The sequence below is a fragment of the Paenibacillus sp. 1182 genome (assembly GCF_017833915.1).
Taxonomy (GTDB): domain Bacteria; phylum Bacillota; class Bacilli; order Paenibacillales; family Paenibacillaceae; genus Paenibacillus; species Paenibacillus polymyxa_D.
This window is the reverse complement of record NZ_JAFICR010000002.1, coordinates 589952-602500: the sequence shown is the minus strand read 5'-3', so window position 1 is coordinate 602500 and position 12549 is coordinate 589952. Positions and strand designations below refer to the sequence as shown.

The 12549-nt window shown below is 45.2% G+C and carries 10 protein-coding genes; all 10 read right to left on the bottom strand.

All coding sequences use genetic code 11. From position 1 onward, the window contains the following. Positions 1 to 231: 231 nt before the first annotated feature. Positions 232 to 2247, bottom strand: coding sequence for an NAD-dependent DNA ligase LigA (ligA, locus tag JOD82_RS05635; RefSeq protein WP_039271371.1), 2016 nt, complete (start codon positions 2245 to 2247; stop codon positions 232 to 234). A gap of 89 nt (positions 2248 to 2336) precedes the next feature. Continuing rightward, positions 2337 to 4661, bottom strand: coding sequence for a DNA helicase PcrA (gene pcrA / locus JOD82_RS05630; protein ID WP_209947907.1), 2325 nt, complete (start codon positions 4659 to 4661; stop codon positions 2337 to 2339). A 41-nt stretch (positions 4662 to 4702) separates the two neighbouring features. Beyond that, positions 4703 to 5395 (bottom strand): heptaprenylglyceryl phosphate synthase, encoded by a 693-nt coding sequence (gene pcrB, locus JOD82_RS05625; RefSeq protein WP_483874243.1) that lies wholly within the window; start codon positions 5393 to 5395, stop codon positions 4703 to 4705. Positions 5396 to 5539: 144 nt separating this feature from the next. Continuing rightward, positions 5540 to 6412 (bottom strand): phosphatidylinositol-specific phospholipase C/glycerophosphodiester phosphodiesterase family protein, encoded by an 873-nt coding sequence (locus JOD82_RS05620; protein WP_209947903.1) that lies wholly within the window; start codon positions 6410 to 6412, stop codon positions 5540 to 5542. Between the two features lie 106 nt (positions 6413 to 6518). Beyond that, positions 6519 to 7919 carry an undecaprenyl-phosphate glucose phosphotransferase gene (locus JOD82_RS05615; RefSeq protein ID WP_039271378.1) on the bottom strand — a complete coding sequence of 467 codons (1401 nt, stop codon included), beginning with the start codon at positions 7917 to 7919 and terminating at the stop codon, positions 6519 to 6521. Next, the gene (locus JOD82_RS05610; RefSeq protein WP_209947902.1) at positions 7916 to 8824 is read right to left on the bottom strand and encodes a glycosyltransferase family 2 protein; all 909 of its coding nucleotides are present in this window, start codon (positions 8822 to 8824) and stop codon (positions 7916 to 7918) included. The genes JOD82_RS05615 and JOD82_RS05610 overlap by 4 nt, the downstream gene beginning before the upstream one ends. 372 nt (positions 8825 to 9196) lie before the next feature. Further along, positions 9197 to 9274 (bottom strand): putative holin-like toxin, encoded by a 78-nt coding sequence (locus JOD82_RS29740; protein ID WP_354005523.1) that lies wholly within the window; start codon positions 9272 to 9274, stop codon positions 9197 to 9199. A 199-nt stretch (positions 9275 to 9473) separates the two neighbouring features. Beyond that, a complete protein-coding gene (locus JOD82_RS05605) occupies positions 9474 to 10385 on the bottom strand; it encodes a glycosyltransferase family 2 protein (RefSeq protein ID WP_209947900.1) in 912 nt (303 codons plus the stop codon). Positions 10386 to 10576: 191 nt separating this feature from the next. After that, on the bottom strand, positions 10577 to 11449 hold the full coding sequence (gene rfbD, locus JOD82_RS05600; RefSeq protein WP_209947898.1) for a dTDP-4-dehydrorhamnose reductase: 873 nt from the start codon (positions 11447 to 11449) through the stop codon (positions 10577 to 10579). 1 nt (position 11450) lies between these two features. Further along, the gene (gene rfbB, locus JOD82_RS05595; protein WP_039271385.1) at positions 11451 to 12470 is read right to left on the bottom strand and encodes a dTDP-glucose 4,6-dehydratase; all 1020 of its coding nucleotides are present in this window, start codon (positions 12468 to 12470) and stop codon (positions 11451 to 11453) included. Positions 12471 to 12549: the final 79 nt, after the last annotated feature.

Sequence of the window (12549 nt, the reverse complement as noted above, 5' to 3'; positions counted from 1 at the left end):
GAATTAGATCATATCATGTTAGTTACTTTCTTGTCAAATCTTTTTTTTCGATTATCTTTTCAGCAACCTCGCTTCAAGAAATGATACTCTCAAAGCAACGTCTAATAATATATCATGCCTAAAGTTATTTAGCAAGCATTTATTTATATCTATTTTATTTCCTACTATACAACAGATAATAAGGCAGCCACCCCGCCCCAGAGCGGAATGACTGCACTCATTGCAAAACTATTATTCTTGTTCCAGCAGTCTGATAAATTCATCCTCATCTTCTATGGTGTCAATTCCGAGCTGTTGGGCCTTAGCCAGCTTACTCCCAGCCTTTTCACCAGCTATGACTAGATCCGTCTTTTTCGATACAGACCCCGCAACTTTGGCTCCCAGTGCCTCCAGCTTGGATGCAGCTTCGTCACGCGTAAGCTGATGCAAGGTACCTGTAAGCACGACCGTTTTGCCGCTGAAAAAGCTGTCTGTCTTCTTCTCCTGCGGAGCTTCAGGGGCCTGAGCTTTCACCCCTAGAGACAGCATCTTTTCAATTCCCGCCTGAGTAAATGGATCTGCAAAGAAAGCAACAATGCTTTCGGCTACAATCCCGCCCACATCCGGTAGTTCTATCAGTTCTTCCACCGTAGCGGACATCGTCTTGTGCAAATCACGGTAGTGTTCAGCCAACATGCGTGTTGTTGCTTTACCGGTATTCGGTATACCCAGAGCATAAAGGAAAGAAGCCAAATCTCTCTCTTTACTCTTTTCAAGTGCCGCCAAGAGGTTACTGGCCTTTTTCTCACCAAACCGCTCCAGCTTCACAAGATCATCATATTGGAGTGTATACAAATCCGCAGGCTCGCGCACTTCCAGTTCGTCATGCAGCTGTATGGCCGTTTTGTCACTGAATGTCTCAATATCCATAGCATCACGTGAAGCAAAATGGGAAATACGAGCTACAATTTGTGGTTTACACCCCAGCTTATTGTCGCAAAACAAATGGGCACCTCGCTGCTGTAACGGAAACCCGCAGGCTGGACAATGATCTGGTACGACAATTTCCTCCCCGTCGTTCTCAGACGTTACCTTTCCTAATATCTCCGGAATGACATCGTTTGAGCGACGGATAAACACACGTGCACCCAAAGCAAACTTCAGGTTTTTGCGCTCGATGTCACCAGCATTGTTCAGTGTACAATTTTGTACAGTGACTCCCGCCAGCTCTACCGGCTCTACCCTTGCGAGTGGGGTGATTTTACCGGTTCGTCCTACATTCCACTCAACCGAGTTAAGCACCGTTGTCGTTTCCTCGGCTTCGAACTTATATGCCACCGCCCAGCGCGGGAATTTATCGGTATACCCGAGAGCCTCACGTGTGCGCATATCTGTAATTTTCAATACTGCCCCATCAATGAGGTAATCCAATCCGGCACGAGATTTTTCAATCTCAATCAGTTGCTCCATTACATCTTCAAAATTATCAAAGTAAGTCAGGTAAGGGTTTACCTTAAAATGATTTTCACGCAGGAAAGTCATCATTTCCTGATGGCTGTTAAACTGGATACGGTCTGCATATCCCACATTGTAGAAAAATGCATTCAAGCGCCGCTCTGCTGTCACTTTGGGATTCAAGTTGCGCAAAGCACCAGCTGCGGCGTTGCGTGCATTTTTAAGAGGGTCCACGGCAGTCTCATTATATTTGGACAATACAGAGAGATTCATGATCCCTTCTCCCTGTACTTCAATGGTTCCATTTCGAAAAGGAATTGTAAGTGGCACAGATTTAATCGTCTTCACCTGTGCCAGTATTCCCTCACCCACCACGCCATTACCGCGGGTAGAAGCCTGTACAAGCTGTCCATCTGTATACGTCAGGTTCAGCGTCAGTCCATCGAATTTAAGTTCTATCGCATAGCCTGGAGATGGCAAAGGTTTCTCCGGGTTCTTGGTATTGTAATCATTAACCAGTTTCACAACACGCGCGTTCCATGCACGCAGCTGTTCCATATTCTGAGCTTTATCAAGGCTCCATAATGGGGCAAGGTGGCGATGCGGTGTGAAACCTTTGAGTAACTCCCCACCCACACGCTGTGTCGGCGAATCCGGCAGCACAAGACCGCTCGTCTGTTCGAGCGCTACCAGCTCGTCATAAAGCACATCATATTCTTTGTCGCTGATCTTGGGTTCATCCAGTGTGTAGTAATGATAGTTATATGTGTTCAGTTCAGCAACAAGCTGCTCCATTCTGTGCATTGGGTTCATGCAGGCGTATCCCTCCGGGAACTTCATCAGGGCAGAGGCCTAAGCCAAACTGCCACTCATGAGGTTCGAGATTTAATGATGTTTGAGATTTATTCTACTTTTGTAATAGGTGCAAAGCCAGCCAGCAGTCGTTTAACCCCTACCGGAGCCGGGAAAGCAATTTGAAGTTCCATATCATTGCCAGTCCCTTTTACAGCTACAATGGTTCCAATTCCCCATTTGCCATGCTGTACCTTGTCTCCAGCAGCAAAAATGGAGGGGCCTCCTGCCGAAACAGCCGGAGTCGGTTTCGCGGATGAAGATGTCGTTACGGTTACGCGGGGTGACGCGGAAGCGGACGAACCACTGCGGCTCATCGTATCAAACGAGCGTTCTCCACCAAAGTTGCTGCCACTACCTTTATTCAGTCCGCGCCCACCATAAGATCCGCCTACATTGCCTGAACGGCGGTAGCGGTCACGTTTGATGATCGTATCCTCTTTTAACTCGTCTGGAATCTCTTCGAGAAAGCGGGAAGGCGGGTTAGCCGTGGTGCGTCCAAACAAAGTGCGCATCTGTGCACATGTAAGGAACAGTTGCTCCTCTGCACGGGTTATCCCGACATACGCCAATCTGCGCTCTTCTTCCAGTTCTTCGTTATCCAGAAAGGCACGACTATGAGGGAACACTCCCTCCTCCATACCGACAATAAATACAATGGGAAACTCCAGACCTTTGGCGCTATGCATGGTCATCAATACAACCGCATCGCTTTGCTCTTCTTCGTCGTCATTCATGGAATCAATATCAGCAATCAGCGCAAGGTCGGTCAGGAAGGAGACGAGTGACTTGTCTTCCGCACCTTTTTCAAATTCCATGGTTACCGACAGGAACTCATCAATATTCTCCAAACGCGAGCGTGACTCGAGTGTATTCTCGTTTTGCAGTTCCAATCGATATTGGGTGGTTTCCAGCATTTTTTCTGTTAACTCGGTAACCGACAGGTAGTCTACCATACGACTTAAACCTTCGATCATATCGTAAAACTCTACCAACGCATTGCGCGTACGTCCTGCAAAGCCCAAATCATCTACCACTTGAAGGACACGGAAAATCGAAACTCCACGTTCCGCTGCAGCTGCCTGCAATTTGCCGACAGTTGTGTCTCCGATGCTTCGTTTTGGCACATTAATGATTCGGATCAAACTGATGTCGTCGTCAGGATTGGAGAGCAGGCGAAGATACGCCAGCAAATCCTTAATTTCCTTCCGATCATAGAACTTGATACCGCCCACGATCTGATAAGGAATATCTGATTTAATCAGAATTTCCTCGACAACCCGAGACTGAGCATTCGTACGGTACAAAATGGCATGATGGCTATAGCTTTTGCCCGCTTTAATATTCTTATGAATTTCTGAGGCGATAAAGTAGCCCTCATCATGTTCAGAATCAGCACGGTAAACCTTAATCTTGGCGCCGCCTTCTTTGTCAGTCCATAGTTTTTTCGGCTTGCGGCCTGTATTTTGACCAATGACTTCATTGGCAGCATTGAGAATATTCGAGGTGGACCGGTAGTTCTGCTCCAGCAAAATGGTACGCGCTTCCGGGTAGTCCTCTTCAAAATTCAAAATGTTGCTAATATCGGCACCTCGCCACCGATAGATGGATTGGTCACTGTCACCTACTACGCAAATCCGGTGATGCTTGTCGGCCAGCATTTTGCACAGCATGTACTGCGCACGGTTTGTATCCTGATATTCATCAACATGAATGTATTGAAATTTCTTCTGGTAGAAGTCCAGTACCTCAGGTACTTCTTTAAACAGCTGAATCGTTGCCATGATCAAATCATCAAAATCAAGAGAGTTGTTGTTTTTGAGCCGCTGTTGGTACTTGGTATATACCTTCGCCACAATACCTTCAAAATAGTCGCCAATCTTGCGCTCATACATTTCGGGAGTGACCAGTTCATTTTTTGCCGTACTCATCATAGACTGAACCGCTTTGGGTTCAAATTTTTTGGTGTCTATATTCAGATCCTTCATACAGCTCCGAATGACAGACAATTGATCCGTAGAATCCAAAATGCTGAAATTCGAGGTAAATCCAATCCGCTCGATATCCCGACGTAAAATACGCACACACATCGAGTGGAAGGTGGATACCCACACATCTCTTCCCTGTGGGCCAATCAGCTTGGATACGCGATCCTGCATTTCACGCGCTGCCTTGTTCGTAAAGGTAATCGCCAAAATACCCCATGGAGCCGTCTTGCGGGTCGCGATGAGGTAAGCTATTCGGTGCGTGAGCACCCGTGTTTTACCACTGCCTGCGCCAGCCATAATCAGCAGTGGACCATCTACCGCCTCCACAGCCTGACGCTGAGGTGGATTAAGGCGAGCTACCGCCTCGTGTATATCTATTGATTGCATGCGTGCATGCTCCTTTCCCTGAACTTCCATAAAATCACGTTCTATACTTCCAATTTCACAGCTATCGTCTCCAGCGCCTTCGCCAAGTCACGATAAATGATGTTTCCTACTACAATGGTGTCACAAACAGCAGCCGCTTGTAACGCGGTAGATTTATCCACGATACCTCCCCCGTATAGGACACGAGAATGCTCTGTACTGCGATGTATTTTTTGCACCAGCTCCATATCCCCAAAAGCACCGCTATATTCTACATATACAATCGGTAGATGCATGAGCTTGTCAGCAATCTGTGCATATGAGGTGGCAGATGAAGTATCCAGCGAAGTATCTGCTCCGGTAAGCTTAGCGACTGTAGAATCACCGTTCAAAACAATATATCCTTCCGTCACAAGCAAATCCCAAGGGATCATATAACCAAACTGTTCAATCGCACGTTGGTGCTGTCCTAGAATCCAATTACTGTCAGCGGTATTCAGTACCATAGGAATCATATATAGATCAAACCCTGGTACTACAGCTTCCAGATCGGACACCTCAAGCACACACGGCACCTCATAACGGCGAACCCTCGACAGCAAATCCACCGTATTTTCGTAGGTAATACCTGATGAACCTCCTACCATAATCGCATCCGTACCAGACATACACACGGCGTCAAGCGCCTCATCATTCAGTTCCTTTTCAGGATCAAGCTTAAACACATGCCTCCATGATTGAATTGAATCTGCCAACACACATTCCTCCAGCATCCATTGCTTTTGTCATGATCCAGGCGAGCCGAATTCCAATATCCAAAAGCGTTCTATGCTAAGTCTATGATAGTGCTTAAAAGGTGTCAATGTTCGTATCAAATGGGAACACCTCGTTCAGACAACTCATGGTCGTAACGCATACAACCAACTGCGTTCACTAAGTTCTTTTTCCGTTAAAATATCTGTATAGAAACCTTGCACACCCATCTGTTCATACTCAGCCGCATCCTTCAACTCATTAATGCTATTTACGTAGCATACCGCCCCGGCCTGACGCAAACTTTCCACTAGAGCACCACTCACCCGATTCTCTGGTAAAGTTACGGCCGTTATATCATTTTGTTGTACAAATCGAATGATCTGGTCATCTTTATCCTCTGTGGCGTAGAGCGTATAAATAACGGATGGATAGGGATAAATACTCCGCAACATTTGCAGCATTTCTTCATTATAAATTTGGGGAACAATACGAGACAAAAGCTCGGGGTTTTTCTCCTGCGCCTGACGGGTCAGTTGTGCAAACAACTGTTTGATCTGGGCAGGGTCCTGTTCTTTCGTATCGGTCACAATATAAGCATCCGGGTATGTTTCCAATAAATCCAATACATCCTTCCAATCTACTGGGGTATAAGAACCGTGTATGGGGGTGTTCTTGAATTGATGATAGCTCCAAGGTTTTCCTCCCTGTTCTGTAGCAACTGCGTGTTCCTGTTGCATTTGCTCTGTAAAAGATTCTGTCCATTCATGGCGCGCCACCAATTGTCCATCCGAAGTAAACATCAGGTCGACCTCGAATACGCGGCTGCCTTTTTTATAATTTTCCACAAACGCTTCACGCGCATTAGTATAGGCCAAACCATTAACGGCTCCCATGGCATGCGAAATTACGCGGTGCGTGGTAAAGTCAGTCTGTTCTTCTGTAGATTGCCCTTTGTAAGCCAGTAAAAATGTGCCGGTTAACATTAAAAGAATGACCGCAGCAATCAGTCGTTTCATAGGGTGTCACATCCTTTTCGTAAAGGTCAATACCCCACATACGCATGCTCAAAACAACTGCCAGACGCAAAAGCACCCTCCGGCTAAACCGAAGGGTGACTCTAAATTAATACGCGTTCTTGAAACCGTTGCGAATCGTACGAAAAATAATTTTAATATCGAATAAGAGCGACCAATTCTCAATATAGAAGATGTCATGTTTAATCCGTTCCTCAATAGATGTATCTCCGCGCAACCCGTTGCTCTGTGCCCAGCCTGTGATTCCGGGACGAACATGATGCTTCACCATGTATTTTGGAATTTCCTCACGGAACTGATCCACATAATAGGGCCGCTCTGGGCGTGGACCAACGACACTCATATCACCCAGCAGAACGTTGAAAAACTGCGGCAGCTCGTCGAGACTCGTTTTACGAATAAAAGTACCAAAACGTGTGCGTCTTGGGTCATTAGCAGTCGTCCAGCCCGTATCTTCAGTTCCAGGTGGTAACACCTTCATCGAACGAAATTTGTACATTCGGAAGGTGCGACGATTCAAGCCTACCCGCTCCTGCTTAAAAATGATTGGCCCTCTGGATGTAATCATCACACCAATCGCTACTGCTAGCATGATCGGAGAGGTCAGGAGAATCGCGAATAAAGAGAATAAAATATCGAATAGGCGCTTAAACAATCGATTCCCCGCTACATCCAGTGGAATATCCCGCACATTGATCATCGGCATACCTGCAAAGTTATCAAAGTACGGGCGAGCCGGCAAATAATCGAAAAAGTCGGGGATTATAAGCGTGCGCACTCCAGCCTTTTCACACATGTTGATAATCTTGGGGTACTTATCATGAGCATCCAGCGGCAGCGCCAGAATGACCTCGTCAATCATCAGACGCGACAGCGTAGCCTCCAATTGATCTAAGCCTCCAAGAATCGGGCGGAAATGCGCCTCTTCCTCTTCACTCCAATGCCGCTTATCATCCAGAAAACCCACTACCTCGTATCCCAGATCAGGATACTGTCCAAGGTTATGATAAAATCGCTGGCCTAGAGTACCCGCCCCAAGAATAAGCATGAATTGTTTGTTGTACCCTTTTTGACGGAGAGCTTTAAGAACTTGCTTCAAGAAAAATCGATAAAACAAAATAAGCAGCACGTTTCCAACCATATAGATTGCCAGATAGGACCGCGAGATATCAATTTGTTTCACGAAGAACATCACACTCAACAGCACGAACAGTCCAACGATATGAATCTGGGTGACGCGAAATACATCATCTGCAAATCGTTTTTTGCGTTTGGGCGAATAGAGCGAAAATAACATCCCCAGCACTACGGCAATCAGGCCGTAGATTAAGCTCCAGCCTCCATATACTTGAATAGGAAGCGGTTCTGTATAGGTGATCCATTCACTTTCAAATTTGAAAAACCAAGCGATCAGAAAGGACAACTGAATGACCGCGAAATCCGCCACAATATATAATTGGGTTAAAAAACGCTGATTTCTGCGTATCATGCTTTCACCTCAGTATGAGATTGTTCCCCGCCGTCCGGCTTGACCGGTGCGGACAACTTATTTTTTAGGAAAGCCATTCCAAATTTCACGGCAATCCCCGCATATACAGCCATATTGGTGATCCAACTGTATTGCTGTTTATAATGCTTACGATGAAATACCCACATAGCTCTATGAAACTCATAAATAATTTTCAAAGGACGGCGGCGAGCGCTGCCCCCTTTGATATGAATAATATATGTGCGCGGGTAGTAGTAAATGCCCCACCCGGCTTGCTTAATCCGGTAGCACCAGTCAATATCCTCACCATACATAAAAAAGGTTTCGTCCAACCCCCCGACCTGGTCAATCGTCTCCCGGCGCACCAGCATAAAAGCACCTACCAGTACATCTACTGGATACTCATCATCCGGGCTTAGATGCCCAAGCTGATATTGATTGTACTTCGGGTTATCCGGGTAACGCTTAGACCAGCCGAAAGCGTAGTAAAAAGAAGCTGACGGCGTTGGAAATCCTCGCTTACAAGCCTTATCTAGCGAGCCATCTGGCAAGATAACCTTACAGCCCGATGCCCCCATCTCCGGATGCGTATCCATAAACTGAATCATTGTATCCAGCGTGTCCGGTTGCACCAACGTATCGGAATTCAACAACAATACATAACGCCCGCTGGCTACTTCCATCCCCTGGTTATTCGCCTTGGCAAAACCTGTATTATTCTTATTGGCTATCAACGTAATCTCCGGGTATGCAGCACGAATAGCCTCAACAGATCCGTCACTGGAGTGATTATCAATAACAATCACTTCATATCGGTATTGCGTCTTGGACCCATACACCGACTGCAAACAATCCAGCGTCAATTGACACGTATTATAGTTGACGACCAGTATGCTTACATCCATATTTAAAACGCTCCTGACAAATTCAGTAATCTATTCTACTATCGCCTATTATAGCATACCGCGTAGACCACGGGGCGCAAAAAAGCACATAACTTGTAACCTTACATAGTTTAGAAGGATTATGCAAAGTTCGATTCCTGTCACTCCAAAGTGCAAATATAGACAAACGAAATCATTTCGATCTATATATTGTTCATTGGAAGTCGTTTATTAGATTTTTGTAAAATCCTCGGTTGAGGTCTAAAATTCATCGTGGTAAGATATACATGGAAAAAGGGCTGGTGCCAGCCAGCCCCTGCGCAACCAACGCTCCAAGAGCGGACGGTTTTGGAACAATCAGGCCGAAAATAGACCCTTCCTTGCGGGGGCGGTCTATTTTCGTTTGTTAAACTCTAACAGTGTGACGATTAACGCCCCGAACGTCAGCATTAAACTGAGCGCCTCAAACACTGTCACAGGCTTCACCCCCCTCCTCGGGAGAGTTAGCCGACCGCCCTTGCCAGCTCTATCGGTTGCACGTTTCAATTATACTATATTTTTCCATAAAGGAACACGCATTCGATGGTATTTTATCTAGTATTCATTTGCACCTTTGACTATTTGACGCTTATATATGGAAAAAAGTTTCAATATTTTTCTTTCCATACCTCTATAACTTCCTCAATACGAAAACCAACTTATAAATCCAGTTGTCCAACCGTGACTGTCTATAAAATGGAGACTGCCAAATATACTTCATACGAGAAAATACGCCCTTTTGGTAGCTGTCCAAGAATTGACCCATATCTTTATACATTTGAGGAGTTATGTCTTGTCCATAAAGCTGAATAAATTGCTGGGCTTGTTTGCTTAAAATATAGCGATTTTTTCCTTTTGCAAATCTACTTAGTCTTTTCCTCCACTTGCTAACCCAGCCATCCGTAGAACCTCCCAGTACATTGTTTTGATGCTGCCGATACCAAATGGACGGCTCGGGGTCAAAAACAACCTCACCAAAAGAGGAAGTGCATAAGTAAATCCACCAGTCATGCATAATAATATTATCCAAAGAGTCTGGGATTCTCTTTTTCACGAGCTGAAGTGTTTCTTTATTGACCACCATGGTACAACCTACACATACATTCTCAATCAGAGCATTATAGAAGGATACAGGTCGGGGGATGTCAGCTGGCCATACCTTGAGTGGTTCCAATGTTTGAGAGACCATTTGTGTAGCAGAACAGTACATCAGCGGCCGGCTCCCATCCTGATTCCTGAGATGAGCCACAGCCTGAGCAAGTTTATTCGGCATCCACACATCATCCTGATCACAAAAAGCGTAATAGTCGAATGTCTCAGACGATCTTTGAATCAGATCAAAAAAGCTTTTAATAACCCCTACATTGCTCTCAAGGCATAAAAAAATCCGTTGAGGATAACGTTGCTTCAACGCTCTCAACTTGGCAACCGTATCATCTGTCGAGCCATCATCACGAATTAAAATCTGAATTTCTACGTCTTTTTGATTGATGAGACTTTCTATTTGCTCATCTAAATAAGCTGCTCCATTATATGTAGACAATAAAATTTGTATGTTAGGTCTGTTCAGAGTAATGACCTCCTTCTTTTAAAATGTGGAATAGAGGGACAATAGGTTCCATCTGCTTATACATTATAATGCTCAACGTCCTTAATCAACATAGGCTTTAATATAATAAAATCCCCCAATCATGAACTGATGGGAGATTGTTGATATTTATAATAAGGTTTTATTTACTCGGATTTACTAAGACACTCCTGCAAAAAATCACGCAATCCCTCACGCCAGTCGCGCAAATCATTCAATCCATTGGTTCGGATCGCTATATGCTCCATAACAGAATTACGTGGCCGCGCTGCTGGTCTGGGGAATTGCTCTGTGCTGCATGGCTCCAATTTCGCTGTGATCTTGGCATCTAATATTTCCGCCGCATCCTGTAAAATAGCTTGCGTAAATTCATACCAGGTACAGGAACCACTATTGGATGCATGGTATATGCCGTACTTCTCCGTTTGAATCAATTCCGCCAAAAAACGTGCCAAATCCACCGTATAGGTAGGTGAACCCTTCTGATCATTCACTACCTGGAGGAACGGCTTCTCCTGTCCAAGCTTCAGCATCGTTTTCACAAAATTGTTCCTGTGCAATCCATATACCCAAGATGTACGAACAATAAAGTACCTGGAGGAAAGTGTTTGGGTCAACACTTCTCCCGCACGTTTGGACTTTCCGTAGATACTCTGTGGATTGGTATTATCGTACTCATGATATGGCTGTTTTGCCGTTCCATCGAACACATAATCTGTGCTGATATAAACCAGCTTGGCTCCAACCTTTTCCGCAGCCAGAGCCATATTACGTGTACCTGCCGCGTTGACTTGATAAGCCCCGTCTACATCGGTCTCCGCTGCATCCACAGCCGTATACGCTGCACAGTGGATTACGGCATCAGGTTGATATTGTCCTACAATTTTCACAGTCTGCTGCAAATCCGTGATATCCAATTGTTCCCGATCGTAACCAAGGACATCATGTCCTTGCTCTTGAAAAACCTTTACTACGTCTTTACCAAGTTGCCCGGATGCTCCAGTGACCAATACCTTCATTCTACGCATCCCCCAAGCGGGAACCGTACTGCTTTGCATAGTATTGTTGATATTCGCCAGATTGAATGCGAGTCCACCATTCTTCGTTGTCTAAATACCAGCGAATCGTTTCTTTAATGCCGGTTTCAAAAGAGTGCTTTGGCTTCCAGCCCAACTCATTCATCGTCTTCGTTGGATCAATACCATAACGGCGGTCATGACCTGGACGATCCTGCACATACGAAATCAGAGATTCTGGCTTGCCCAGCTCCTCCAATACCGTTTTGACGATATGCACATTTGTCCGCTCGTTATTTCCCCCGATATTGTATACTTCACCCAGTTTACCCTGATGAATGACTAGATCAATTGCGCTGCAATGATCCTCTACATACAACCAGTCACGAATGTTCAAGCCATCCCCGTATACAGGTAGCTGTTGGTCGCTCAGTGCACGGGAGATCATTAGCGGGATCAATTTTTCAGGAAACTGATATGGACCATAGTTGTTGGAACAACGCGTGATATTCACTGGTAAACCGAAGGTTTCATGATATGCACGAACTAGCAGATCACCACCTGCCTTGGATGCAGAATAAGGACTATTAGGCTGCAACGGAGTTTCCTCCGTAAACAATCCTGTTTCCCCCAGAGAACCGTACACCTCATCTGTTGATACCTGTACAAACTTGGTCACGTTATATTTCTTGGCTGCGTCCAGTAGCACTTGCGTACCCAATACGTTTGTTTTCACAAACACTTCCGGTTCCAGAATACTCCGATCCACATGTGACTCCGCTGCAAAATTCACCACCACATCAATCCCCTGCTGCATCAGCTGGTCAATCGCTTGTGCGTCGGTAATATCTGCTTTGATGAAGCTATGTTTGGGGTTATTTTCAATGGATTTCAAATTTTCCAGGTTACCTGCATAGGTAAGAGCATCTATATTTACAATTTCATAATCCGGATGGTGTTTTAACATATACAATACAAAGTTACTACCTATAAATCCGGCCCCGCCGGTGACAAGAAGTTTCATACAGACCTCCTAAGCGAGCAATGTCTGAAGTATATTAGACTTCTGACTCATTTTCTTAACTCAAAAGCATATAAAGTAT